Below are 26,187 nucleotides of genomic sequence, written 5' to 3'. Positions count from 1 at the left end.
GTCCAGGAGAGCTGGACCGCACGGCCGCCGGCCGCCCGCGCCGTGAGGCGCGAGGGCGCGCCGGGTGGTACGTGGTCCTCGGCGACGGCCGCGGGTGTGGTGGCCCGCACCTCCCCGCTGGGCGGCCCGGTCCGTCCGTCCGCGGCGCGCGCCCGCACGGTGAAGGCGTACGCGGTCGACGGACTGAGCCGGGTGACGTCCACCATCCGCTCGGTGCCGGACACCTCGCGCACCTTCGTCCGGCCGCGGTAGACCGCGTAGCCGTCGGCCCCGGCGACCGTGTTCCACATCACATGCACGCTGGTCGCGGTCCCCGCCTCGGCGGTGACCCCCGTCGGCACCCCGGGCAACGGCTCGCCCCCGCCCTCCGCCGCCGCCCCCCAGCCGCAGGACGCGACCAGCGCCGACGCGGCGCAGAGCAGGGCGACACGGCAAGGGACGGCACGGGGGCGCGGGCGCCGGCGGTCGGCGGGAGCGGATACGGCTGGCACGATGCTGCCTCCCCGGACGATCCGATGGCCTCACGGCAATGGTCCGGACCAATATGACGCTGCTGACGCGATCACATCAAGAGGGCGGTGGGCGCGGCCACTCGGAAGAGTTACGTATGCTGAGGTTCAGGACGGTCGAACTGCCCGACTCGACGGGACAGTTGGGCCCGTTGGCGCGAACCGCTGTCGTCGCTGTGCCGCGCCGCGTGGGCGGCCGGGGCCGGTCAGGCGCCGGCCGCCCGTCTCTCGTCGGCGGGCCGGGCGTGCACCGTCTGGCCCTCCCCTGGTGGCCGCGCGCCGGACCCGGCCGGAGATTGGGCTGAGTGCCCGTCAGTTCTCGCCGACGCCCCAGGAGAGACCATGGTGCGTGTCCAGACCGCCCAGTCGCTCGCGCTCGTCGCGGCCGGTGCCGCCCTGCTCGCCCCGACGGCGCTGCCCGACGCACCCCCGCCCCGCCCCGGCGCCGGACCGCAGGCCCGCACCGCTCTCCAGGAGGTCCGGGAGAAACCTGGCGACGACGCCGTCACCGCCGCCGGCCTGCTGGCCAGGACCCGGGACTGCGACCCCGTCTCGCCCGGCCGCTTCCGCGGCGACGCCGGGAAACCGGCGGCCATCCCGGTCTGCGGGACGTCCGGCGCGGTGTTCTTCGAGGCCGACCTCGACATCGACTGCGACGGCCGGCCCGGCGCCCGCTGCAACCGCGCCACCGACCCGGTCTTCACGCCCGCCACGGCCTTCGCGCAGTCCGACGGCCGGCCCCTGGACGCCGAACGCCTGCCGTACATCGTCGTGCCCGGGGCCGGCGCCGGCTGGGACCACCGGGACCACGGCATCACCGGCGGCTCGGTGGCGGCCGTGGTCTACCGGGACCGGGTGCGGTACGCGGTGGTCGGCGACGTGGGCCCGCGGGGCCTGGTCGGTGAGGGGTCCTACGCGCTGGCGGAGGAACTCGGCATCCGGCCCGACCCGCGCGGCGGCGGAGTGCCCTCCGGCGTCACGTACATCGTCTTCAAGGACAGCCGGATCGACCCCGTCGAGGACCGGCCGGCCGTCGAGCGGGCCGGTCGGCGGCTGGCCCGGCAGTTCCTGCGGGCCGACCGGTGACCGGGCCGACCGATAACCGGGCCGACCGATAACCGGCCCGACCGGTGACCGGGCCGGGCTCAGACCGCCGACCAGCCGTCGTCCACCGGCAGGATCGCGCCGTTGATGTTGCTCGCCGCGTCCGAGGCGAGGAACACGATCGCCGCGGCCTGCTCCTCCGGCCGTGAGACCCGGCCCATGTTGACGTAGTGCGCGCCGATCGTGGCCGGCCCGGACGCGGCCTGGTCGGCGTCGACGGAGATGGCGGTCGCCGTACCGCCCGGGCAGATGGCGTTGGCCCGGATGCCCTTGCCCCGGTACATCACGGCGAGCGACTTGGTCAGCCCCACCACGCCGTGCTTGGAGGCGGTGTACGCGGCACCGGCGGCGCTGCCGCGCAGGGCGGCCTCGGAGGCCGTGTTGACGATGGCACCCCGGCCCGCCGCCAGCATGTGCGGCAGTACGGCGCGGGTGAGCTGGAACGGGGCGGTGAGGTTGACCCGCAGCACCCGCTCCCACTCGGCGTCGGCCACGTCCGCCAGTGCCGACATGCGGTCCATGATCCCGGCGTTGTTCACCAGGACGTCCACCCCGCCGAACCGCTCCACGGCGGTGGCCGCGACCCGGTCCACGACCGCCTGGTCGCTCAGGTCCCCGGTGACGGCCACCGCCGTGCCACCCGCCTGCTCGATCTCCTGCACCACCGCCGCCGCGCCCTCGGCGTTGAGGTCGGCCACCACCACCCGGTCGCCCTGCCCGGCGAAGGCCAGCGCGGCAGCCCGCCCGATACCCGATCCCGCCCCCGTGACGATCACACTGCGTCCGCCGGTCATGTGGTGCCCCTCTGTTCAACGTGACGGGGGCGTGATGCCCCTCGTCCGCACCCTACGACTTAATGTCGCTGAGCGACAAAAAATGGTGGGAGAGAATCCCCGTGCAGCGACCACCGGTGCCCGAGGGAAGACGGAGAACGACGTGACCGCAGGCCGCGGACGGACGGGGCGCCCGCCCCTGACCGAGGAACGCAAGGCCGAGATCCGACTGGAGATCGCCCACGCCGCCGTGGACCTCTTCGTGACGCAAGGGGTGGCCGCCACCACCGGCGAGCAGATCGGCCAGGCGGTCGGCGTCTCCGCACGGACCGTCTGGCGCTACTTCCCCAGCAAGGAGAGCTGTGTACGGCCGCTGCTCACGGCCGGCGTCGGGCTGATCGCGGACGCGCTGCGCCACTGGCGGCCGGGCCGGCCGCTGGCGGAGGCCCTCGACTTCGCCGCCGGGGAGGCGCTGGCCGGCCCGGAACCCGCGGCGGTCGGCGCCCTCGTACGGCTCACCCGCACCGAACCGGGACTCCGCGCGATCTGGCTCCAGACCCACGACGAGGCCGAGCCCGCGTTCGCCCGCGCCCTCGCCGAACGGGCCGGGCTGCCCGCCGGCGACCTGCGGCCGGTGATCCAGGCGGCGATGTTCAACGCGGCGCTGCGCGTGGCGGTCGAACACCACGCCTGGCACACGGCCGACACCGCCGCCGACACCCCCGCCGACCCGGCGACGGCACGGGCCCGACTGGCCGGGACGCTGCACGTGGCGCTGGCGGTGGTGGGAGAGGGGCTGGGGTGAGGCGGTCGGTGACGGCGGTGGCGGAGGTTCCTGGTGAGGCGCGGATAACGCGACCCGGCAGTGGGAAGTTTCCCGATCCCGGGTGATCATCTTATGGATCATGAGCGCGGACATCATGAGCAGACGTGACGAACGAAGAGGGGCAGATCCGGTGCGCGACGTCGGCAAGCGAGTGAGCAAGGTCGAAGTGAGGCTCAAGTGGGACCCCAGTGCCTGGGACCAGCCGCCCCACCATCTCGACATCATCGCCACGACCTACTCCGCCGAGGCGCCGTACGGACCGCCGGTGTACGTCGTGCACTACGACAGCCGCTCGCCGGACGGCACCATCAACATGAGCCGGCACAGCCGGACCGGGCAGGGCTTCGGCTTCGTCGAGGCGATGACCCTCGAACTCGACCGGCTGGCGGGGTCCTTCGCCCGGGTGATGGTGGGGGTGGTGATCCATCAGGACGCGGGTCACAAGACGTTCGGCGACATCTCCGGCACCGGAGTGGTGGTCGCCGAGGGCTACGAGGAGTTGCTGGCCGACGACCTGACCGGGGTCGCCGCGGCCACCGCGACCACGGTCGCCGAGTTCACCCGGGACGCCGCCTCCGGCGCGTGGAGCTTCCACGAGGCACTGCGCGGATTCGACAGCGACCCGGTGGTGTTCACCGCGGAGATGGGCGGTACGCCGCGGTCCTGAGCGGGCGACGGTACCGGGCACCGCGCCGCCCGCGACGGGGCGGCGCGGGGCGGCCGGTCAGGGCCGGGCGGTGAGGTAGCCGCCCATCGTGGTGAAGTACTCGGCCGCGGGGCACTCGCGGCCGTCCTCGGTCCGTACCCGGGTGACGGCGAGGCCGTGGTTGCGGCCCCTGCGGGCGTCGGCGCCGGCCACGATCACGACGCCGTCGCCCTCGCGGTAGAAGACGCGGCCGGGAGTACCGCCGTAGCGGCCCCGGGAGACGAAGGCGCCGAGGATCTCCAGGCGCCTGCCCTTGTGGAAGGTGAACGCGGCCGGGTACGGGGCGGACTGGGCGCGGATCAGGCGGTGCAGGTCCTCGGCCGGCCAGGTCCAGTCGATCCGGATGTCGTCCTCGGCGCGCTTGTGGAAGAAGGACGCCTGGGAGCGGTCCTGCGGGGTGAACTCGGTCTGCCCGGCGGCGATGAGGTCCAGTGCGCCGATGGTGACCGGGGCGATCAGCTCGACGGTCTTGTGGAACAGGTCGGTCGCCGTGTCCGCCGGCCCGACCGGGACGGCGCGCTGGAGGACGATGTCACCGGCGTCGAGTTCCTCGTCCATCATGTGGGCGGTCACCCCGACCTCCGTTTCCCCGTTGAGGAGCGCCCAGATGAGGGGGGAGAAGCCGGCGTACTTCGGCAGCAGCGAGTCGTGCACGTTGAGGGTGCCGTGCCGGGGCAGCGCGTAGACGCGCGGCGGGATCCAGGTGCGCCAGTTGTTCGCCACGATGATGTCCGGGTCGGCCTTCTCGAGCAGGCCGACCAGCTCGTCGTCGTCGGGGCGGCTACGGATGACCACCGGGACGCCGTGCGCGGCGGCCAGGTCGGCGACGGAGTCGTTCCAGATCCTCTCGTAGGCGTGCTCGCTCTTGGGGTGGGTCACGACCGTGACCACCTCGTGGTCGGAGTCCAGGAGGGCCTGAAGCGTCCGGTGTCCCCAGGTCTGGTAGCCGAACATGACGACCCGCATGAAGGTTCCTCCTAGGAACGGCAGCTGACTGGGTATCGAGTAAAGCAAGGCTTACCTAACGACACAATGGGGCGAGTGCCCGGCACGGCGCCGGCGGGCGGCCAGCGCCAGGGCGTCCAGCAGGGGAGCGGTGCGCGACCAGCCCAGGCACGGGTCGGTGACGCTGAGGTCGCGGCGGAGGGGCTCGGCGGTGAGATCCTGCCGGCCGTCGGACAGATAGGACTCGATCATGACGCCGGTCAGAACCGGGTCGCCGGCGCCGATCCGCCGGGTCAGGCCGGCCACGACCTCCGGCTGCCGGTTGTGGTCCTTGCCGCTGTTGCCGTGCGAGGCGTCGACGACGACGCGGGCGGGCAGGCCGGCCGCCGTCAGCGCGGCGCGGGCCCGGGCGACGCCGGCCGCGTCGTGGTTCGGGGCCGGGCCGCCGCGCAGCACCAGATGGGCGCCGGGGTTGCCGGTGCTCCGCAGGACGGCCAGGCGGCCGTCCGGGCCGAGGACCGGGCAGGTGTGCGGGTGGGCGGCGGTCCGCACGGCGGCGACGGCGGTGTCCAGGGCGCCGGAGACGCAGTTCTTCATGCCGACCGGCATGGGGAGCCAGGAGGCCAGGTGGCGGTGCGGCTGGCTGGCGACGGTCCGCGCGCCGACGGCGGCCCACGACACCGTGTCGGCGAGGTAGGGGGCGAGCACCGGGTCGACGAACTCGTAGGCGAGGGGCAGTCCGGTGGCGGCCGCCTCGGTGAGGAAGCGGCGGCCGGTGCGCAGCCCGGTGGCCAGGTCGCCGCGGCCGTCCAGCGCGGGAGAGGTGAGCAGCCCGGTCCAGCCGAGGGCGGTGCGGGGTTTCTCCAGGTAGGCGCGGAGGACGACGACCAGGTCGTCGGCGAGGCGCCGCGCGGCGCCGGCGAGCAGGTCCGCGTACTCCAGGGCGGCGGCGGGGTCGTGCACCGAGCAGGGGCCGGCGATCACCAGCAGCCGCGGGTCACGGCGGTCCAGAACGGCGGCGATCGCCTCCCGCTGCCCGGCGACGGCCCGGCCCGCCGCCGGGGACAGCGGATGCGCCGCGGCCAGCTCGGCCGGGACCGGGAGCGGACACGCCGTTTCCGTCTCCGGGCGGTGGCCCGGCGCCGGAAGCGGCCGCGGCACGCGGTCTTCCCGGCCGTGCGGATACCGGGCGCGGCTCGCGGCCGACGCGGGTGACGGCCGCGGAACGTCCTTTGGGCGGTGGTCCGCGGTCAGGTCCGTGAGGGCGGGTGGTTGCCGCGTCCGCTCCTGCTGGTGACGGTCCGCGGGAGCGGATGGCTGCCGCACCTCCTCCCCCTGGCGCCGGTCCCCGACCAGGTCCGCCGGCGCGGGCGCCCGGCGCCTCACGGCCGTTTCCCCGCGGCGCGCGTGCGGGGCAGTCTCGTCGCCCCGGCGGCGGCCAGTGCGCCGAGCGCGGTCACCCACCAGAACGTGTCGGAGAACGCCGCCGGGACGTCCTGGTGCCGTGCGGACAGCCGCGCCTGGAGGACGACGGCGAGCGCGGCGGTGCCCAGTGAACCGCCCACCGTGTTCAGCAGGTTGAGGGCCGCCGCCGCGCGGGGAACGCGGTCGGGTTCGATCCGGCTGTACACGATGTTCATCACCGGGGAGCTGATCATCGCCATCCCCACGCCGCGCACCGCCAGCGCTCCGGCCGTCGCGGCGTCCGGCAGGCCGTGGTGCAGCTGGGTGAACGGCACCGTGCCGGCCAGCACCAGCGCGATGCCGGTGAGCACCAGGGTCCGCGGCGCGACCGCGTCGATCGTACGGTTGACCAGCACCGTTCCCGCCGCCGCGCCCAGCCCCTGCGGGGCCAGCAGCAGCCCCGCCCGCCACGCGGTCAGTCCCCGGCCGGTCTGGAAGTACAGCGGCAGCAGGAACATCGCCCCGAACACCGACCCGCCCAGCACCAGCAGCGCGAGGGCGGCGGCGCCGAACGGCGGCCGGGTGAACAGCCGGGGGTCGATCAGCGGGGTGCGGCGGGTGCGCAGCCCGTGCGCCACGAAACCGGCCAGCATCGCAAGGCCCGACGAGACGCCGACCGCGGCGGTGACGGCGTGGCCGTGGGCGACCTCCGTCAGGCCGAACACCAGCACGGCGAGGCCGGGGGAGAGCAGCGCCGCCCCGCGCGCGTCGAACGCCGTCCGGCGCGCCGCCGGTGCCACGACCGGGACATGACGGCGGGCCAGCAGCAGCGCGGCCAGCCCGACCGGCAGGTTGACCAGGAACAGCCACTGCCAGGACGCCACGCCGAGCAGCGCCCCGCCGGCCAGCGGGCCGAGCACCGGCGACAGCAGCGGGACCACCGCTACGACGCTGATCACCCGTCCGGTGCGGGACGGCCCGGCGATCCGGGCCAGCAGCGCCTGACCGGTCGGCGGCAGCAGTCCGCCGCCGAGCCCCTGGAGCACCCGGAAGACGATCAGGCTCGGCGCCGACCAGGCCAGCGCGCACAGCGCCGAGCCCAGCAGGAACACCCCGACGCCGGCCAGCCAGACCCGGCGTCCGCCGTACCGGTCGGCCAGCCAGCCCGAGGCGGGCACCGCCGTGACGACGGCCAGCAGATACGCGGTGCTGACCCACTGGATGCCGGTGACCGAGGCGCCGAACTCGCCGGCCAGGGTGTCGATGCCGACGCTGACGATGGTGGCGTCCACCGACGCCATGAACGTACCGAGCACCAGGATGAACGCGACCCGCCACAGCCGTCCGTCGACCCGCTCGGCCGGCGCCGGGGCGGCCGTGTCCCGGCTCATCGGGGATCCAGGAGGGTGCGGACGTCGTCGTCCACGTGGTCGGCCAACTGCCGCAGAAGAGAGAGGAGTTCGTCGGCGAGGCCGTCGGCCCGCACCCCGGCGCGGGCGGCGAGTACGCCGGTCCAGGTGGCGCCGTCCGGTATGACGGTGAGGGTCACCGGATGGTGGGTGGCCTCGCGGAAACGGGTGCCGACGAGGGTGAGGCCGGGGGCGGGCGAGCGCAGCCGGTCCGGGTCCACCGGGTAGTTCTCGAACACCACCAGGCTGTCGAAGAGCCGGCGCCGCCCGGTCAGCCGTTCCAGGTCGGACAGGGCGACGTGCTGGTGCTCGGCCAGCGCCCGCTGCCCCGCCTGGAGCGCGTGCAGGACCTCGGCGAGCGTGCCGGTCAGCCGGGCCCGGACCGGGACCGTGTTGGCCAGCAGACCGATGATCTCCTCGACGCCGGCCAGCTCCGGGGGCCGGCCGGCGACCATCGCGCCGAAGCAGACGTCCGCGCGGCCGGACCGCCGGGCGAGCAGCACCGCCCAGGCGCCCTGCACCAGGGTGTTGCGGGTCAGGCCGCGCCGCGCCGCGAGCCGGGTCAGGGCGGTCACCAGGTCCGCGTCGAAGGTGAAGAGGGCCGGTTCCCGCCAGGCGGGGCCGAGGTCCGCGCCGCCGGCCAGGTAGTCGCCCTCCGGCAGGCCCGCCAGCTCGGCGGACCAGGCGCCGGGATCGGGCTCGTGCTCGGCGCGCCAGCGCAGGTAGTCGGCGAAGGGGACGGGGGCGGGCAGGTCCGGGGTCCCGCCCCGCAGCCGGGCCGTGTACAGCGCGAACAGCTCACCGAGCACGCGGGGCGCCGACCAGCCGTCGGAGAGGACGTGATGGCTGGTCAGGACCAGGTCGGCGCGCTCGGCGTGGTGGCGGATCACGGTCAGGCGCAGCAGCGGGCCGGTGGCCAGGTCGAACGGTTCGGCCAGGTCGGCGGCGAGTATGTCCGCCGCCGGACCGTCCGACACCCGGAAGTCCGGCCGCGGCGACTCGGGGAGCACCGCCAGGTCCGCCGGGAAGACCGCGCCCAGGTTCGGGTGGCGGGCCATCAGATCCGCGCCGGCGGCGCGCAGCGCGGTCACGTCCAGCGGCCCGGCGAGCGAGAACACCGACTGCACGGTGTAGGGGTCGGGGCGTTCGGTGCGCGAGTGCCGCAGCATCACCTCCTGGAGCGGGGTGAGCGGCTGCACCTCGGCGACCGGGCGGTCCGCCGCCCCGATCGCGTCGATCTCCGGCGCGGCGGCCAGGTCGAGGAGCGCGGTGCGCAGGTGTCCGGCCAGTTCCTCGATCTCGGCGCGGGTGAACAGCGCGGCCGGCCAGGTCAGCCGTACGCCCAGCCGGTCGTCGCGGACCAGGGCGTTGACCATCAGGGCGTGCGGCAGCGGCAGCCGGCCGGTGCCGCCCGAGCCGAGCGGGTCCGCGTCCGGCGGGGACTGCCAGGCGGTCTCCTCGGCCGGGGCGGCGGGGAACCGGCCGAGGTAGTTCCAGGACAGCTCCGGCTCGACGGGGTCCAGCAGACCGGCCGCGGTCAGGATGCCGTGCCCCAGGCCGTCGCCCTGGGCGCGCAGCCGCCGCGCGACCGCCCGCGGGTCGTCGCCGGCGTCCAGCAGCACCGGGTGGACGGCGGTGAACCAGCCGACGGTGTGCGAGAGGTCGACCCCCGGCGGGCGGCCGTGGCTCTCCAGCGCGACCAGCACCCGCGGCGCCCCGCGCCAGGCCCGCACGGCCCGGCCGAGCGCGGTCAGCAGGACCGCGTCCGGTGTGCCGCGCAGGGCCGCGGGCAGCGTCGTGACCAGGGCCCGGGTCGGGCCGGCGGCGAGCTGGAACTCGTGGTGCAGCGCGGTCGACGCGGTGTCCCGGGCCGGATCGAGCGGCCGGGCCGCGAGGCGCCGGCCGGGCACCATGCGGCGCCAGTGCGGGAGTTCGGCCCGCCGGTCGGCCTCGCGCAGCGAGCGCGCCCAGCCGAGGAACGACTGCCCGTGCCGGGCCGGTGTGCCGCCCTCGTGCAGGTGCCGGAGGTCGTCGAGCAGGACCCGCCAGGACACCCCGTCGACCACCAGGTGATGGGCGGCCAGGACCAGCCGGCCCGGCCGGTCCGGCCCGGCGTCCACCCACAGCGCGCGCAGCAGCGGCCCGGTCCGCGGGTCCAGCGCGTCGCGGACGGCGGCGGTCCACGCGTCGACCAGCGGGCGGATCCGTTCCGTCGCCGGTACCCGGGTCAGTACGTCGGCGCCGGTCACCGCGCCGGGCGGCGGAATGCGCAGCACGTCACCGGCCAGGTGGGCGCGGAGTACGTCGTGGCGGGCGAGAAGGGCGTCGAGTACCGACCGCCAGCGGGTCTCGTCGCCGCCGGGCGGCACGCACACCTCCACCCACTGGCAGAACCCGTCGGCGGCGGTCCCGGCCCGGCGCAGCAGGTCCCGCATGACCGGGGTCAGCGGCGCGTCCCCCACCGCCGGGGCGTCGCCGCCGCCCAGCGCGCGGGCGCGGGCCGCGATGCCGGCCACCGTCACCCCCTCGAACACGTCCCGCGCGCCCAGCCCGAGCCCCTGCCGACGGGCCCGGGAGACCACCTGGAGGGAGACGATGCTGTCCCCGCCGAGGGCGAAGAAGTCGTCGTCGGGGCCGATGCCGTCGTCGCCGAGGAGGTCTCGGAACACGCCGAGCAGCACCGCCTCGGCCTCGGTGGCCGCCTCCCGGCGCCCGCCCGCCGTCCGCTCGGGCGCGGGCAGCGCGGCCGCGTCCAGCTTCCCGCCCGGGCCCAGCGGCAGCCGGTCCAGCGGTACCAGCGCGGTCGGCACCATGTGCTCGGGCAGCCGCCCGGCCAGGTACCCGCGCAGGTCCGCCGGGTCCCACTCGGCGCCGTCGACCGGGATGACGTAACCGACGAGCCCGCCGTCGCGGACGGTCACCGCGCTGGCCCGTACGTCCTGATGGCCGGTCAGCACGGACTCGATCTCGCCCAGCTCCACCCGGAAGCCGCGGATCTTGACCTGGTGGTCGGCCCGGCCGAGGAAGACGAGCTGTCCGTCGGGCCGCCACCGCACCAGGTCGCCGGTGCGGTACATCCGGGTGCCCGGCGGGCCGAACGGGTCGGCGGTGAACGCGGCGGCGGTCAGGCCCGGCCGGCCCAGATAGCCGCGGGCCAGGCTCGGCCCGGCGAGGTACAGCTCACCCGTCACACCGGCGCCGACCGGCTGGAGGCCGCCGTCCAGGACGTAGGCGCGGACGTTCGGATCGGGGCGGCCGATCGGCAGTGGGCCGCCGTCGTCCGGGTCGTAGCGCCAGGTCACGGAGTTGATGGTGACCTCGGTGGGACCGTAGGCGTTGAAGAGCGCCCGGCGGCCCCTGCCCCACCGGTGGGCCAGTTCGGGGTCGAGGCGTTCGGCGCCGACGACGAAGAACACGTCCGGGTCGACGGTGCGGTCGTCGGGCATCGCGGCGAGGAAGGACGGCAGCAGGTTCACGCCGGTCACCCGGTGTTCGACGATGTAGTCGAGGAGTTCGTCACCGGGGACCCGGACCTCCTCCGGCGCGATCACCGAGGTGCCGCCGGACAGCAGCGGCACCATCGTCTGCCAGAACGCCACGTCGAAGCCGGTCGAGGCGAAGTGCAGATAGCGGTCGTGCTCGGTGACGCCGACGACCTCCTCCTGGAGCGCGATCAGGTCGGGCACACCGCGGTGGGTCACGCCGACGCCCTTGGGGCGTCCGGTGGTGCCGGAGGTGTAGATGACGTAGGCGAGCGCGTCCTCGGTGAGCCGGGCGCGGGCCTCGGCGGGGTCGGTGGCGGGCAGGCCGGCCAGCGCCGCGGGGTCGTCCAGGCGCAGCACCGGGACGTCCCGCGCGGCGGGCAGTTCGGCGCCGGTGGTCACGGCGGCGGCCGGCCCGAGGTCGGCCAGCATGAACGCCAGCCGGCCCTGGGGATGGTCCGGGTCCAGCGGCACGTACACCGCGCCCGCCTTGACCACGCCGAACAGCGCCACCGTCATCTCCAGGTCCCGGCCCAGCAGTACCGCCACCGGGTCCTGCGGCCGTACCCCGAGCCGGATCAGCGCGTGCGCCAGCCGGTTGGCCGCCCGGTCCAGCTCGGCGTAGCTGAGGCTCCGGTCGCGGCAGACCAGCGCCTCGGCGTCGGGCGTGCGGCGCACCCACGCGGCGAACTCGGCCAGCCACGGCCCGCGCCGGCGCGCCGGGACCACCTCGGTACCGGTGCGCAGCATCCGCTCCCGCTCGGCGGCATCGAGCAGGGGCAGCGCGAGCGCGGGCCGGTCGGGGGCGTCGACGAGCTCCCGCAGCAGATGGCGCAGCCAGCGGCCGTAGTCCCGTACCGCCGCCTCCGGGAAGGCGCGCGGCTGGTAGCCGAGGCCGAGGGTGATGGCGTCGCCGGGGAGCACGATGACGGTCAGTGCGTAGTGGGTGGCGTCGGTGATGTCGACGCCGGCCAGGTCGAGGCCGGGGGCGAGCGGGGTGCGGTCGCGGCTGGAGAGCGGGAAGTTCTCCATCACCAGCATGGTGTCGAACAGTTCGCCGACGCCCGCCGCCCGCTGGATCTCCGGCAGTCCGACGTAGTGGTGGTCGGCGAGCGCGACGCTCTCGGCGTGCACCCGCTCCAGCAGCCGCGCCGCCGTCTCGTCCTGGGTGTGGCGGACCCGCACCGGGATCGTCGTGCCGAGTTGGCCGATCATCGACTCCACGCCGGCGACCTCGGCCGGCCGGCCGGAGACCGGGCAGCCGAACACCACGTCGCGGCGCCCGGTGAGCCGGCCGAGCAGCAGGCCCCAGGCCGTCTGGAGCACGGTGGTCAGGGTGACGCCCCGGTCCCGGGCGAAGGCCCGCAGCCGGTCGCTGAACTCCCGGCCCAGCTCCACCGCCACCCGTTCCGGCCGCTCGACCCCCGTCCCGGCACTCGCCGGCGCCAGCCGGGTCGCGCCGTCGACGCCGGCCAGCGCCGCCCGCCACGCGGCCAGCGACGCCCGCCGGTCCCGCCCGGCCAGCCAGCGGAAGTACTCCGCGGTGTCGGGGGCGGCCGGTACCGCCGGGCCGCCGCCCAGCTCGGCGTAGATGCCCAGCAGGGCCCGGCCGACCAGCGGCATGGACCAGCCGTCCAGCAGCGCGTGGTGGTTGGTGAGGACGAGCTTGTGCTCGGTGGGGCCGGTGCGGGACAGCAGGAAGCGGATCAGCGGCGGCCGGGCCGGGTCGAACGGCCGCTCCAGGTCCGCGCGGGCGGCGGCCGCGAACCGGTCGTCCCGCCGCCACTGGAGCGCCACCTCGGCGGGCACCACCTGCACCACCTCGTCCCCGGCCTGCGCCAGGTGGACGCGGAGCGCCGGGTGGCGGCGCAGCAGCTCGCGCGCCGCCTCGGCCATGCGGTCCGGGTCCAGTACGCCGTCGAGGGTGGTGACCGCCTGCACGACGTACACGTCGGCGGCCGGGTCCCGTTCGTCGCGCAGCAGGGTGTGGAAGGACAGGCCGACCTGGAGCGGGGTGGCGGGCCAGACGTCGTCGATCCGGCCGGCCCGCTCCAGGGCGTGCACGGCGTCCTGGTCGAGGGCGACCAGCGGGAGATCGGAGGGGGTGAGTCCGCCGACCGCGTCCAGCGCGTGTCCGGCCAGCGCGTCCAGCGCCTGCGACCAGCACTTCTGGAGCGCGGTCAGCGCGTCGGGGCCGACCACCCCCCGCGCCGCCGTCCACTCCACGGCGAGCCGGGGCGCGCCCTCCTCGTGCACGAAGCAGTTGAGCGCCAGCACCTGTTCCAGCGCCTTGCCGCCGGGTTCGAGCACCGAGAACGCGTCCCGCTCCGGCAGCCGCCACCCCGTGCCGGACAGCGGCGCGAACCGGCCCAGGTAGTTCAGCAGCACGTCCGGCGGCGGTACGGCGGTCAGCGCGCCGGAGGTGTCCGGGTCCAGGTGGCGCAGCACGCCGTAGCCGAGGCCCGCGCCGGGCACGGCCCGCTTGGCCTCCTTCGCCGCGCGCAGCACGTCCCCCACCTCACCGGCGGCCGGGACCCGCACCGGGTACTCGGCGGTGAACCAGCCGACCGTGCCGGACAGGTCGAGGTGCTCGCGGCCGTGCCCCTCCAGTGTCACGGTCACCGCGGCACCGGTCCGGGCGGTGTCCCACTCCCGCAGGGTGAGGACGAGCGCGGCGAGCAGCACCTCGTCGACGCCCGCCCGGTAGGCGGCGGGCAGGGTGGTCAGCAGGGCCTCGGTGACGTCCGGCGAGGCGATGGTGAGCGACCGGTGGGCGGTGGCCACCGTGTCCCGCGCCGGGTCCAGCGGGCGGGCGCCCAGCCGGGTCGCGGACTCCAGCGCGGCCCTCCAGTGGGCGAGTTCGGCCCGGCGCGCGCCGGAGGTGCCCTGCTCGGCGAGGAGCGTGGCGTGCCGTCGCCAGGACGCGCCGGTCCGGGGCAGGGCGCCGCCCGCGCAGGCGGTGTGCAGGTCGGGCAGCAGGATCCGCCAGGACACGCCGTCCATCGCGAGGTGGTGCACGGCCAGCACCAGCAGGTCGGGTTCCGCGTCCGGGGTGCGGACCAGGGCCGCGCGCAGCAGGTCGCCGGAGCCGGGGTCGAGTTCGGCCGCCAGCCGCCGGGCCACCGCCGCCGCGTCCGCGTCCGTTCCGTGGACCTCGCGGACGACGGCCGGGACCGCGCCCTCGGGGAGCACCGTCAGCTCCCCGTCGCGCCCGACGCGCAGTCGCAGCGCGTCGTGCCGGCCGAGTACCGCCCGTACCCCCGTCGCCAGGTCGGCGAGGGCGAGTTCCCCGATCCGCAGGGCGGTCCACTGGGCGTAGCCCGCGACGACGGACACATCCGGGTGGGCGTCCAGCAGGGTGCGCACCACGGGCGGCGCGGGCACCGGGCCGGTCGGGTCGTCGGCCGGTGGGGCGGTGTCCGCGACCGGCGTGGCCAAGGCGGCCAGGGCGGCGAAGCTGCGGCGCGCCAGCAGGTCCCGGGGCCGCAGCTCCAGGCCCTTGGCACGCAGCCGGCTGCTCACCGTGATCGCGGTGATGCTGTCCCCGCCGAGCGCGAAGAAGTCGTCGTCCACGCCGACCCGGTCCACCTCGAACACCTCGGCGACCGCCGCGCACAGCAGCCGCTCCCGTTCGGTGCCCGCCGCCCGTCCGCCACCGGCCACCGCGAGCGCGGGCGCGGGCAGCGCGGCCCGGTCCAGCTTGCCGTTGGGGGTGAGCGGCAGCGCGTCCAGCACCACCACGGCGGCGGGCACCAGGTGGTCGGGCAGCCGTTCGGCCAGGCGGGCGCGCACCTCGTCGGGCCCGGCCGAGGCGGACACGACGTATCCGACCAGCCGGGACGACCGGACGGCCGCCGCGGCGGCGGTGACGCCGGGCAGCCCGGCCAGCGCGGCCTCCACCTCGCCGGTCTCCACCCGGTGCCCGCGGATCTTGACCTGCCCATCCGCCCGCCCCAGGTACAGCAGACCCCGGCCGGGCACCCAGCGGGCCAGGTCGCCGGTGCGGTACATCCGTGCCCCGGGCGGGCCGCAGGGGTCCGCGACGAACCGCTCGGCACTCGCGCCGGGCCGGCCGAGGTAGCCGCGGGCCAGGTGCGGGCCCGCGAGGTACAGCTCGCCCACCGTGCCGTGCGGCACCGGGTGCAGGGCGTGGTCCAGGACATAGGCGCGGGTGCCGGCCAGGGGGTGGCCGATGGTCGGCTCGTCGCCGGTGACGGGCGCGGTGGTGCTGTCGACGGTCGCCTCGGTGGGCCCGTACATGTTGCGGGCGGTGATCCCGGAGGCGGCGATCCGCCGCCACAGCGCGGGCCCGGTCGCCTCGCCGCCGAGGACGAGCAGCGTCGGGCGCAGCTCGAGCAGGCCGCCCTCGATCAGCGGGGCCGCCATCGACGGGGTGGTGTCCACGACGTCGACGCGGTCGCGGGCGTACGCGGCGAGCAGGGCGTCGGCGTCCCGGGCGGTCTCGGCGTCGTAGAGGTGGAGTTCGTGGCCGCACAGCAGCCACACCAGGTGGTCGAAGGCGGAGTCGAAGGCGAACGAGTAGGTGTGCGCGACGCGCAGCCGCCGCCCCGCGGTCCGCTCGGCCTCGGCGACGACCGTGTGCCGCTGGTGGTGCAGCAGCGCGGCCAGCGCGCCGGCCCGGCCGAGCACGCCCTTGGGGCGGCCGGTCGACCCGGAGGTGTGGATGACGTAGGCGAGGTGGTCGGGGTGGCGGGGGGCGGCCAGTTCGTCCGCCGACAGGGGGGTCGCGGGCTGCGCTGCGGCCGCCGCGCGCAGGACCTCCCACGGCAGCCCGTCGACCGCGCCCGCCGTCAGCACCAGCGCCGGGCGGGCGTCGTCGAGCAGCGCGCGCAGTCGCTCGGGCGGATGGGCGACGTCCAGCGGCAGGACGGCGGCGCCCGCGTCCAGCACCGCCAGCAGGGCGGTCAGCAGGGCGGCCGACCGGGGCAGCGCCAGGGCCACGACGTCGTCGGGACCGATGCCACGGGCCCGCAGCGCACGGGCCAACCGGTGTACCTGTCCGGCCAGTTCGGCCGCTGTCAGCCGGTCCGCGCCGCACACCAGGGCGGTGCGGTCCGGGGCGGCGGCGACCATCGCGTCGAACGCGTCCGGCACCGCGAGCGGCACCCCCTCCAGCGCCTCGGGCGTCCACCCGGCCGGCGGGCCGCCGGCACCGGCCAGCGGGATCCGGCCCACCGGCAGCCCGGCCAGCAGCCCGTCCAGCAGGGCCCGCAGCGCCGTCAGTTTGCCGTCGACCGCGGCCTGGTCGGTGCCGCGGGCGTCCACCTCGAAGCCGAGGTTCAGCCCCCCGTCGGGGGCGGGCAGCACGGTCAGGCCCATGTCCTCGGGCGGGCCGCCGGCCACGTTGCGCATCACGCCCTTCGCGCCGGCGAAGTCCAGCGCCAGGTCGAACGCCTTGAGGTTGATGCCGCGCCCGTGCAGCAGCGCGCCCGCGCCCGGCACGCCGAGGTCGCGGGGCAGGTCCTCGCCCCGGTAGCGCTGGTGGGCGCGGGTCTCCCGGAGCACGGCGGCGACCCGCCGGGTCAGCTCCCCGAAGTCGTCCGCGCCGTGCACGGTCACCCGCAGCGGCAGTACGTTGACCGCCATCGCCGGGGTGCGCAGCTCCACCGATTCGGTCCGGCACATCAGCGGCAGCGCGAACACCACGTCGGCGCGGCCCAGCATCCGGTGCAGGAAGGCGGCGTAGCAGGCGATCAGCGCCTCGCCCCAGGTGACGCCCGCCCGGTCGGCGCGGGCCCGCAGCCGGGCCGTCTCCTCGGGCGTGAGCACCGCGCGGGCGGTCAGGGCGGGTCCCGGCCCTCCGGCGGCGGCCCGGGTGTCACCGAGGTCGGGCAGCGGGGTGAAGCGGTCCACCCAGTAGGCGCGGTCCGCCGCGGCCCGGTCGCTGTCCCGGTAGGCCCGGTCGGCGGCGACCAGGCCCGCCATCGTGCCGAAGGCGGGCTTCGGCGGTTCGGCGCCGCGCACCAGGGCGGTGTAGTGGGCGGCGGTACGGCGGGCCAGCATCGCCCCGCTGTAGCCGTCGATGACCAGGTGGTGGCCCATCTGCGTGTACCAGACCTCACGCTCCGACAGCCGGATGACGACCGGCGCGTACAGCGGCCGGTCCACCATCTGCCGGCACAGGTCGGCGGCCCGGGCCCGCTCGGCCTCGACCAGCTCCCGCGCCGCGGCCGTCGGGTCGGCCACGCCGCTCAGGTCGATCACCCGGGGCGGCTCGACCGGCGTGTCGTCGACCGTCTGCCGGGGGCCCGCCGGGGTGTTGAAGACCCGCAGTCGCAGGCTCTCCGCCTCCTCGTTGACCGCCCGGACGGCCTGGGCCAGCGCCCCGGCGTCGACCGGCCCGGCGCCGCGGATCTCCACCACGTCGCCGACCACGTAGTACGGCGAGTCCGGTTCCAGGCGCTGCGCGTGCCAGATCCCGCGCTGGGCGCCGGTCAGCGGGAGGTGCCGGTCCGAGGGGAGGCGTGCGGCGTTCAACTCACTCTCCTTGCAGCGTGGGGACGACCATCGGAGTGCCGGTCACCGGGTCGGGGACGATGACGCTGGGCAGGTCGAACACGTCCTTGACCAGCGCGGCGTCCACGATGTCCGCCGGTTTTCCCTCGGCGGCCACCCGGCCGTCCCGCATGGCCACCAGGTGGTCGGCGAACCGGCACGCCTGGTTGATGTCGTGCAGCACGGCGACGACCGTGCGGCCCTGGTCGCGCAGCCGGGACAGCAGCCCGAGCAGTTGGTACTGGTGCGTGATGTCCAGGAAGGAGGTCGGCTCGTCCAGCAGCAGATACGGCGTCCGCTGGGCGAGCACCATCGCGATCCACACCCGTTGCCGCTGGCCGCCGGAGAGTTCCTGGACGGGCCGGCCGGCCAGGTCCAGGACACCCGCGGCGGCCATCGCCTCGTCCACCGCCGCCTCCTCGCCCGCCGACCACACCGTCAGCAGCGACTGGTGCGGGAAGCGGCCCCGGGCCACCAGCTGACGGACCTTGATGTCGTCGGGGGCCAGCGGGTCCTGCGGCAGGAAGGCGAGCTGCTTGGCCAGCGCCTTGGACGGGTAGCCGCCGACCTCGCGCCCGTCGAACGCCACCTGTCCCGCGTCGGGGCGCAGCAGCCGGACGAACGCCCGCAGCAGGGTGGACTTGCCGCAGGCGTTCGGGCCCACGATCGCGGTGAACGCCCCGTCGGGGAGGTCCAGGGTGAGCCGGGTGGACACCACGCGGTCGCCGTAGCGCAGGGTGAGGTCGCGCGCGGTCAGCCGGGCCGCCGGGCGCGGGTCCCGTGGCTTGCGTGTGCTCACGCCGGCCCCTCCTCCTCGCGCAGCGGCGGCGGGGCGCCCGGTCGCGTCTGTTCCTGGGGGTTCTGGTGTGCTCGCGCCCGCTCCTTCTCCTCGCTCGGCGGTGGTGGGGCGCCCGGTCGCGTCTGTTCCTGGGGGTTCTGGTGTGCTCGCGCCCGCTCCTTCTCCTCGCTCGGCGGTGGTGGGGCGCCCGGTCGCGTCTGTTCCTGGGGGTTCCGGTGTGCTCACGCCCGCCCCACCTCCTTGGTCAGCAGCCAGATCAGATAGCAGCCGCCGATCGCGGTGCTCACCACGCCGACCGGCAGCGCGACCGGCGCCAGCAGCGCCTGGGCGACCAGGTCGGCGCCCTGGAGCAGGACGGCCCCGGTCAGCGCGGCCGGCAGCAGCGGGATGCCGGGCGCGCCGGTGAGCCGGCGGCCGATCTGCGGGGCGGTCAGCGCGAAGAACGCGACCGGTCCGGCCACCGAGGTCACCGTCGCCGTGCAGCCGACACCGACCAGCACCATCAGCAGCCGCAGCCGGCCGAGCCCCACCCCGGTGGTCACCGCCAGCGCGTCACCCAGCGTGGTCTGGTGCACGGCCCGGGTCCGTACGGCCACCAGGGCGAGCAGCACGGCGATCACCGCGAACGGGATGCGCAGGTCGGCCCAGTCCACGCCGTTGAGCGAACCGGCGCTCCAGCCGACCGCGGCGATCGCCACCTCCAGATCGGCGCGCAGCACGATCCACGAGTTCAGCGCGGTCACCATCGCGTTGACGGCGATGCCGATCACCACCAGCCGCAGCCCGGAGAAACCCCGGTCGGCCGAGAGCAGGTAGACCACGGCCGACACGATCAGCGCGCCCAGCAGCGAGGCCCCGGCCAGTTGCGCCGACGTGCCGGACAGCACGGTCAGGGCGAACAGCGCCCCGGTGTAGGCGCCCGCGTCGAGCCCGATCACGTCCGGGCTGCCGAGCGGATTGCGGGTCAGGTTCTGGAAGAGCGCGCCGGACACCCCGAGCGCCGCCCCGAACACCATCCCCGCCGCCACCCGCGGCAACCGCCACTCGGAGATCACCACGGAGCGCTCCGCCCCGCTGAGCACCGCCAGCACCTCGCCCGGGGAGGCCCAGGAGGCGCCGTAGCACAGCCCGAGCAGCCCCAGCCCCAGCATCAGGGCGACCAGCACCGCGCAGACCAGGACGGTACGGCGCGAGGAGCGCACCGCGAGGGCGAGCCGCGCCGTCGCCGCGCTCACAGCGACCCCGCCCCGTAGCGGCGGACGGCCCAGATCAGCACCGGGCCGCCGAAGAACGCCGTCACGATCGCCACCGGCACCTCACCGGTGGGCAGCAGCACCCGCGACCCGATGTCGGCGACCAGCAGCAGCACCGGGCCCAGCACCATCGAGTACAGCAGCAGCCAGGGCACCGAACCCGCCGCGAGCCGGCGCACCAGGTGCGGCACGATCAGCCCGACGAACAGCACCGGCCCGGCCACCGCCGTCGCCGCCCCGCTGAGCACGGTGATCAGCACCAGGGCCAGCGCCCGGGTCCGGGCCACGCCCGCGCCCAGCGTCCGGGCCACCTGCTCGCCCAGCGCCAGCGTGTCGAGCGACCGGGCCAGCAGCAGCGCGCCGGCCAGCGCCGCCGCGATCGCCAGCAGCGGCAGGGTCAGCGGTGCCTGCTCGCGGCCGGCCAGCGTCCCCACCGACCAGAAGCGGTACGCGTCGAACACGTCCGGCAGCATCAGGCGCAGACCCAGGGAGACGCCGCCCAGCACCGCCGTCAGCGCCACGCCGGTGAGCACCAGGCGCAGTGGTGAGCGCCGCCCCACCGCCATCACCAGCAGCGCGGCCAGCACCGACCCGGCGATCGAGCACAGCAACTGGCCCGCCTGCGCGCCGGCCAGGCCCAGCGCCGAGCCGACGGTGACGGCGAAGCCGGCGCCCGCGGTGACCCCGAGGATGCCGGGCTCGGCCAGCGGGTTGCGGGCCAGCGTCTGGAGCAGGGCGCCGGACACCGCCAGCGCGGCGCCCACCGCGACCGCCAGCAGCGCGCGCGGCGCCCGGACGTCCCGCACGATCACGTGGTCGTCCGTCCCCCGGTAGTCGAACAGGGCGCGCACCACCTCGGCGGGCGCGACCCGGTGCGCGCCGACGCCGACGCTGAGCACGGCGACGACGGCCAGCAGCACCAGCCCGCCGAGCAGCAGGCCGGTGCGCCGCGACTCCCGTCCCCAACCGGCCACGTCACCGGTCCAGCAGCGGGGCGAACGAGGTGTCGATCGCGTCCAGGGTCTTCAGGGCGTCGCCGTAGGTCGCGGCCTCGGTGTAGGCGATCGGGAAGGTCAGGTGCTTCTCGACCGCGGGCAGGTTCTGCCACAGCTTCGATTCCATGGCGTACTTCACCGACTCCGGGACACTGCCGTCGGGGTCGACCGAGTAGGTGATGACGTCGGCCGCGCCGAGCGAGTCGGACAGTTCCTCGATGGACGGGTACTCGCTGACCGACTGGGAGCCGGGGCCGGCCTTCTTGACCTTGCCGTAGTAGGCGGCGCCGATGTCCTGGGCGACGCTGGTGCCCCACGAGTCGCCGAACTCGCGCTGGAAGGTGCCCTTGGAGGTGTCGCCGTAGGCGCCGACGTGCCCGAACTTCAGACCGACCAGGGCGCCTTGGTACTTCTTCTTCAGCTCCGCAGCCTTCGCCTCGTACGCGGCCTTGGTGGCCTGGTAGGCGTCGAGCACGCCGGCGGCGTCGGCGTGCTTGCGGGACACCTCCCGCCACTGCGCGGGCACGGTCGGGCCGATCGCCACCACCGGGGCGATGGACTTCAGCCGCTTCATGTCGATGTCGCCGAGCACCGGCGTCGGCACCCCGAGCACGATCAGGTCGGGTTCGGCCTCGGCGATGGCCTCGTAGTTGGTCTCGGCCGCCGACTCGCCCGCGACCTTGGTCAGCTTCTTGTACGTGGCCAGGTCCGCGTCGCTCATCATGGCCTCCCCGCGCTGCCACGAGGAGATCCCGACGAGCGGCGCGTCGTTCTCGATCAGCGCGGGCACCGCGTACCCGGTGGCCACCACCCGCTTCGGGTCGGCGGGGATGGTCACCTTGCCGTTGTCGGCGGTGAACACCCGGGTGGCGGCCTTGTCCCCGGACTGCTCCGACGCGTCGTCGTCCGACCCGGACCCGCAGCCGGTCAGGGCCAGGGCCAGGGCGGCCGCGGCACCGACGAGGCCCGCCGATCTGTATGCCGACATGCGCTACTCCTTGATGTTGTCGTGCTCGGAGGGACGGTGCTCGTGCGGCGGCTGCTCGTCCTCGTCGTCGAAGTCGGCGACGCCGCGTTTCCAGTAGCCGGTGACGACGAAGTCGTCCCGCTCCAGCTTCAGTTCCTCGCGCACCCAGCGGCGCAGCGGCTTGATCTGCCCCGCCTCGCCCGCGATCCAGGCGTACAGCCGCTCGCCGTCGGGCACGGTCACGCCGCCCGGCACCGCCCGCGCCAGCGCCTCGCCGGTGCCCGGCGGGCGGTCGCCGCGGTGCAGCCAGATCACCTCGACGCCCTCGGGCGCGGACAGTTCGATCTCCTCGGCGGGCCCGGCGACCTCGACGAACGCCCAGCCCTTAGCGTCCCGGGGCAGCTCCTCCAGCCAGCGCGCGATCGCGGGCAGCGCGGTGATGTCCCCGGCGAACAGATAGCGGTCGTAGGCGGGCGGCACGAACAGTCCGCCGGGCGGCCCGGCGACATGGATCACCGTGCCCGGCCGGGCCGCCGCGGCCCAGCCGGCGGCCAGCCCGCCCGGGTGCGGCGCGATGTCGAGGTCGATCTCGCCGGCCACCGGGTCGTAGCGGCGCACGGTGTACTCCCGTGACGTGGGCGAGGGGCGCGGCCAGCGCAGCAGGTCGCCGTCGGGCACCGGCAGCCGCAGGGCGCCGTCCGGATCGGGGAAGAGCAGCCGTACGTGGTCGATCGGCGAGTGCGCCTCGAACCCCTCGGTGCCCGGCCCGCCCAGCGTCACCCGCAGCAGCCCGGCGCCCACCTCGGTGACCCGCACCACCCGGGTCTCGCGGACCCGGATCGGGTAGCGCACCTTCGCCGGCCGGCGGCCCGCCCGGACCTCGGCGATCCGGTCCAGGTGCCCGGCGCCGGTCCGGGTCACTGGCCGCCGCCGGTCAGCAGCGCCGTCCAGTGCGCCAGTTCGGGCCGCTCGGCCAGGTCGGGAAGTTCCAGTCCGGCCGCCCCGCCGGCCCGCCAGCGCTCGACCAGGGTCATCAGCCGCACCGAGTCCAGGCCGAGGTCCCGCAGGTTCTCGTCGGGCGCGAGGTCGTCGGGCGCGCAGCCGAGCAGTTCCGCGACGTCCGCGCGGATGCGGTCGGGTGACAGGGTCTGGTTCATCGGCCGGCTCCTGTGGAGAGGGGCGCCGGCCACCCGGCCGGCGCGTCGGATGCGGTGGTCGTCGCCCCGGGGGCGGACGGGGTGGTGGTCACGCCACGTCCTCCAGTCCGAGGGCGCGCAGCAGGGTGCGGAACTTCGCGGCGGTCTCGGCCAGTTCGGCGTCGGGGTCGGAACCCGCGACGATGCCGGCGCCGGCGAACAGCCGGACCGTCCGGTCGCACACCTCCGCGCTGCGGATGGTCACGGCCCACTCGCCGTCGCCGCCCTGGCCGCTCCAGCCGACCATCCCCGCGTAGTAGCCGCGGTCCTCGGATTCGAGGTCCGCGATGGCCGCGCGGGCGGCGGCGGTGGGAACGCCGCAGACCGCCGGGGTCGGATGCAGCGCCTCCGCCAGGCCGAGGGCCGAGCAGGCCGGGTCCGCCGGGTCGCGCAGCCGCCCGGTGATCCGGGTCGACAGATGCCACATGGTGGGCGTGCCGATCACCTCGGGCGCCTCCGGTACGTCGAGGCGGGCGCAGCGGTCGCCGAGCACCTCGGCCACCCGCCCGGCCGTGTAGGCGTGTTCGCCGAGGTCCTTGACGGAGGACCGGAGCCGCGCGATCCGCTCCCGGTCGACGGCGTCGTCGCCCGAGCGGGGCGCCGACCCGGCCAGCGGGTTGGCGACCACGGTCGCGCCGTGCCGGGACACCAGCAGTTCGGGACTGGCGCCCACCAGGGTGCGCGGGGCCGGGTCGCCGGGCGCGGTGACATCGGCGGCGAAGGCGTAGGCGGCCGGGTCGGTGCGCACCAGCCGGGCCAGCAGCGCGGGCACCCGGACCGGGGCGGCGGCGGTCAGCTCCAGGCACCGGGCCAGCACCACCTTGCGCAGTTCGGCACCGTCGATCAGCTCCAGCGCCCGGCGGACGGCATCGGTGTAGGCCGCGGGGCCGGGGCGGCGGCGGACCCGCCAGCCGGTGCCGGGCTCCGGGACCTGGGCGCGGGGCCCGGTGGGGGCGTCCGCCCGCCGTACCACGGCGGGCACCAGCAGACCGGCCTCCGCCTCCGGCCGGAACCCGACCGCCCCGACGACCACGGGATCGGCCAGGCCGGCCAGGGCGGCCGCCGCCAGCGCCTCGGCCGCGGCCGGCGCCCAGGCGCCGCCGGTCGAGCGGACCCGGGCCCGCACCCCGTCGGCGAGCAGCGTGCCGCGCGCCGAGGAGAAGTAGAAGGAGCCGGTCAGATAGGCCGCCAGCAGATCGGCGGAGCGGTACTCCGGGGTGGGACGCAGCAGTGCGGATACGGACACGTTGGCGAATCCTTTACTCCGGTGCGCGGGCGCATGCCATCGATCAAGACGTCCGGTGCCGAAAGCAAAGTAAGGCTAACCTAACCGGTCGGGTGTCTGGCAAGAGGGCGCAACGCGCTGTTTCTCACGCGTGGTTGACGTGCCGTCAGGGCGCGGCCCAGCCGAGTCCGTCCTCCGAGGTGACCAGGCCGCCGGGGAACAGGGGACGCTCCAGGCTCGTCGCGCCGCCGAGCGTGGCCCGCGCCTGGATCTCGTTCATGCCCCGCATCACGTCCGTCACGACCTCCGTGCCGAACAGCTCGCCCATCCGCTCGCCGCTCTCGGTGCGCGCGGGTCCGGTCCGGTCGACGGCGTCCGCCAGCTCCCGCGACGAGGCGCCGAAGCGCTCGCGCAGCGCCGCCACGTCCATCAGCGCCGACTCGCCGGAGCCGACCGCGGAGACCCCGCCGACCAGTTCCACGAAGGCGCGCAGATCGGTGGCCTCGGCCCGGGAGACCTTGCGGGCCTGCCAGAAGTAGGAGTCCTCGCCCTGCTGCATGTCGTAGAAGGCGAGCAGGAACTCGTAGAACACCCCGTACTCGCGGCGGTAGCGGCGCTCGAACTCACCGAAGGCGCGCTCCTCGTCGAGGTCGCCCGACAGCGCGCTGTTGACCGAGCGGGCGGCGAGCAGGCCGCCGTAGGTGGCGAGGTGGACGCCGGTGGAGAAGACCGGGTCGACGAAGCAGGCCGCGTCGCCGACCAGCACCATCCCGGGCTGCCAGAAGCGCTCCATGGCGTACGAGTAGTCCTTGCGGACGCGCAGTTCGCCGTACGGTCCCTCGGTGACCCGGGTGGCGTCGGCCAGATAGTCCTTGATCATGGGGGCGCGCTCGATGAACCCGGCCAGCGCGGCCTCCGGGTCGCCCGCCAGCAGGCCGGCCTGGGAGCGGTTGACGACGGCGCCGACGCTGGTGAGGGTGTCGCTGAGCGGGATGTACCAGAACCAGCCGTCGTCCCAGGCGCAGCACAGGATGTTGCCGGAGTCCGGCGCGGGGAGCCGCTTGCCGCCCTGGTAGTAGCCGTAGAGGGCGACGTTGCGGAAGAAGTCGGAGTAGTCGCGCCTGCCTACCGTGCGGGCGAGTCTGCTGTTGCTGCCGGAGGCGTCGACGACGAACCGGGTACCGGTCTCGTGGAGTCGGCCGTCCGCGTCCGTCCAGCGCAGGCCGGTCACCCGGTCGCCCTCGGTCGAGGTGGCCACGGCGGTGCACTGTTCGCGGACGTCGACGCCGACCCGGCGGGCGTTGTCGAGCAGGATCTGGTCGAACTTCATCCGCTCGACCTGGTAGGCCGTGGAGGTGGGCCCGGACATCAGGGGCGAGTAGGCGAACAGGAAGTTCCAGGGCTCCGGGTTGGCGCCCCAGCGGAAGGTGCCGCCGCGCTTGGGCATGAACCCGGCCCGCTCGATCTCCTCGTGCACACCGAGGAACCGGCAGATGCCGTGGATCGTCGCGGGCAGCAGCGACTCGCCGATCTGGTGGCGGGGGAAGGACTCCTTCTCCAGCAGCAGCACGCGGTGCCCGGCCATCGCGATCAGGGCGGCCGTGGTGGAGCCACCGGGGCCGCCGCCGACCACGACGACGTCCGGCGATTCGGCGGTGGTCATGGGACTCTCCTCGCTGATCTCGCGGAGGGCGGCACGGCCCCGAACGAGAAGTTAGGCTAGCCTAACTTTCGTGAACGGGGGAAGGTGTGTACGGACTCAACATCCCATCCGAGTAAGCGAGTTGAGGTTCCCTCATGGCCGATCCGCAGCGGACCGCAGACCGCTCTTGCTGACCTTGCCGACGCCGGTCCGGGGGAAGGCGTCGACGAACTCGACGAGGTCGGGGACCTTGTAGGCGGCGATGCCGCGCTCGCGGACGAAGGCCCTGATGTGCGCGGCCTTCAGCGGTCCGGCACCCTCGCGCGGGATCACATAGGCCAGGGTCCGCTCGCCGAGGAACTCGTCGGGCACGGACACCACGGAGACGTCGTGGACGGCGGGGTGGGCGAGGATGATGTTCTCGACTTCTTCGGGG

Annotated in this window: 18 protein-coding genes; 3 read left to right on the top strand and 15 right to left on the bottom strand. The window is 75.4% G+C overall.

Going from position 1 to position 26,187, the window contains the following annotated elements:
• On the bottom strand, positions 1-491 hold a 491-nt coding region (locus ACTT8P_RS31885), incomplete at its 3' end, for a fibronectin type III domain-containing protein (protein WP_442835257.1).
• A 360-nt stretch (positions 492-851) separates the two neighbouring features.
• On the opposite strand from ACTT8P_RS31885, the gene ACTT8P_RS31880 reads away from it, so the two are divergent.
• Positions 852-1,595, top strand: coding sequence for a glycoside hydrolase family 75 protein (locus ACTT8P_RS31880; RefSeq protein WP_442835256.1), 744 nt, complete (start codon positions 852-854; stop codon positions 1,593-1,595).
• A 59-nt stretch (positions 1,596-1,654) separates the two neighbouring features.
• Here the strand turns inward: ACTT8P_RS31880 and ACTT8P_RS31875 are convergent, their stop codons facing one another.
• Entirely contained in the window at positions 1,655-2,407 is a 753-nt protein-coding gene (locus ACTT8P_RS31875) for an SDR family NAD(P)-dependent oxidoreductase (RefSeq protein ID WP_442835255.1), read from the bottom strand.
• A 142-nt stretch (positions 2,408-2,549) separates the two neighbouring features.
• Here ACTT8P_RS31875 and ACTT8P_RS31870 point away from each other — a divergent pair, with 142 nt between their 5' ends.
• Complete coding sequence (locus tag ACTT8P_RS31870; RefSeq protein WP_442835254.1) at positions 2,550-3,191, top strand: TetR/AcrR family transcriptional regulator; 642 nt, start codon at positions 2,550-2,552, stop codon at positions 3,189-3,191.
• A 115-nt stretch (positions 3,192-3,306) separates the two neighbouring features.
• Entirely contained in the window at positions 3,307-3,879 is a 573-nt protein-coding gene (locus tag ACTT8P_RS31865; RefSeq protein ID WP_442835259.1) for a TerD family protein, read from the top strand.
• A gap of 57 nt (positions 3,880-3,936) precedes the next feature.
• Here ACTT8P_RS31865 and ACTT8P_RS31860 read toward each other — a convergent pair whose 3' ends face one another.
• From ACTT8P_RS31860 to ACTT8P_RS31800, 13 genes are all read right to left on the bottom strand, one after another.
• Positions 3,937-4,884 (bottom strand): methionyl-tRNA formyltransferase, encoded by a 948-nt coding sequence (locus tag ACTT8P_RS31860; protein ID WP_442835253.1) that lies wholly within the window; start codon positions 4,882-4,884, stop codon positions 3,937-3,939.
• 51 nt (positions 4,885-4,935) lie between these two features.
• On the bottom strand, positions 4,936-6,024 hold the full coding sequence (locus tag ACTT8P_RS31855; RefSeq protein WP_442835252.1) for a 3-deoxy-7-phosphoheptulonate synthase: 1,089 nt from the start codon (positions 6,022-6,024) through the stop codon (positions 4,936-4,938).
• Between the two features lie 221 nt (positions 6,025-6,245).
• Positions 6,246-7,658 (bottom strand): DHA2 family efflux MFS transporter permease subunit, encoded by a 1,413-nt coding sequence (locus ACTT8P_RS31850; RefSeq protein WP_442835251.1) that lies wholly within the window; start codon positions 7,656-7,658, stop codon positions 6,246-6,248.
• The gene (locus ACTT8P_RS31845) at positions 7,655-17,656 is read right to left on the bottom strand and encodes an amino acid adenylation domain-containing protein (RefSeq protein ID WP_442835250.1); all 10,002 of its coding nucleotides are present in this window, start codon (positions 17,654-17,656) and stop codon (positions 7,655-7,657) included. Before ACTT8P_RS31845 ends, ACTT8P_RS31850 begins: the two co-directional genes overlap by 4 nt.
• Position 17,657: 1 nt before the next feature.
• A complete protein-coding gene (locus tag ACTT8P_RS31840; protein ID WP_442835249.1) occupies positions 17,658-18,473 on the bottom strand; it encodes an ABC transporter ATP-binding protein in 816 nt (271 codons plus the stop codon).
• Between the two features lie 221 nt (positions 18,474-18,694).
• The gene (locus ACTT8P_RS31835; protein WP_442835258.1) at positions 18,695-19,624 is read right to left on the bottom strand and encodes a FecCD family ABC transporter permease; all 930 of its coding nucleotides are present in this window, start codon (positions 19,622-19,624) and stop codon (positions 18,695-18,697) included.
• Positions 19,625-19,704: 80 nt separating this feature from the next.
• A complete protein-coding gene (locus tag ACTT8P_RS31830) occupies positions 19,705-20,700 on the bottom strand; it encodes a FecCD family ABC transporter permease (RefSeq protein WP_442835248.1) in 996 nt (331 codons plus the stop codon).
• Between the two features lies 1 nt (position 20,701).
• Positions 20,702-21,709, bottom strand: coding sequence for an ABC transporter substrate-binding protein (locus ACTT8P_RS31825; protein ID WP_442835247.1), 1,008 nt, complete (start codon positions 21,707-21,709; stop codon positions 20,702-20,704).
• A gap of 3 nt (positions 21,710-21,712) precedes the next feature.
• Positions 21,713-22,609, bottom strand: coding sequence for a siderophore-interacting protein (locus ACTT8P_RS31820; RefSeq protein ID WP_442835246.1), 897 nt, complete (start codon positions 22,607-22,609; stop codon positions 21,713-21,715).
• Positions 22,606-22,845, bottom strand: coding sequence for a phosphopantetheine-binding protein (locus tag ACTT8P_RS31815; RefSeq protein ID WP_442835245.1), 240 nt, complete (start codon positions 22,843-22,845; stop codon positions 22,606-22,608). The genes ACTT8P_RS31820 and ACTT8P_RS31815 overlap by 4 nt, the downstream gene beginning before the upstream one ends.
• Before the next feature lie 88 nt (positions 22,846-22,933).
• Complete coding sequence (locus ACTT8P_RS31810) at positions 22,934-24,130, bottom strand: isochorismate synthase (protein WP_442835244.1); 1,197 nt, start codon at positions 24,128-24,130, stop codon at positions 22,934-22,936.
• A gap of 145 nt (positions 24,131-24,275) precedes the next feature.
• Positions 24,276-25,772, bottom strand: coding sequence for a tryptophan 7-halogenase (locus tag ACTT8P_RS31805; RefSeq protein WP_442835243.1), 1,497 nt, complete (start codon positions 25,770-25,772; stop codon positions 24,276-24,278).
• A 132-nt stretch (positions 25,773-25,904) separates the two neighbouring features.
• Positions 25,905-26,187: AMP-binding enzyme (locus ACTT8P_RS31800; protein ID WP_442835242.1), on the bottom strand; the 283-nt coding region annotated here is incomplete at its 5' end.

The sequence above is a fragment of the Streptomyces sp. JW3 genome (assembly GCF_052216785.1).
GTDB lineage: Bacteria > Actinomycetota > Actinomycetes > Streptomycetales > Streptomycetaceae > Streptomyces.
The sequence above is the reverse complement of the archived record's forward strand: the minus strand, read 5'-3'. Positions and strand labels throughout refer to the sequence as shown.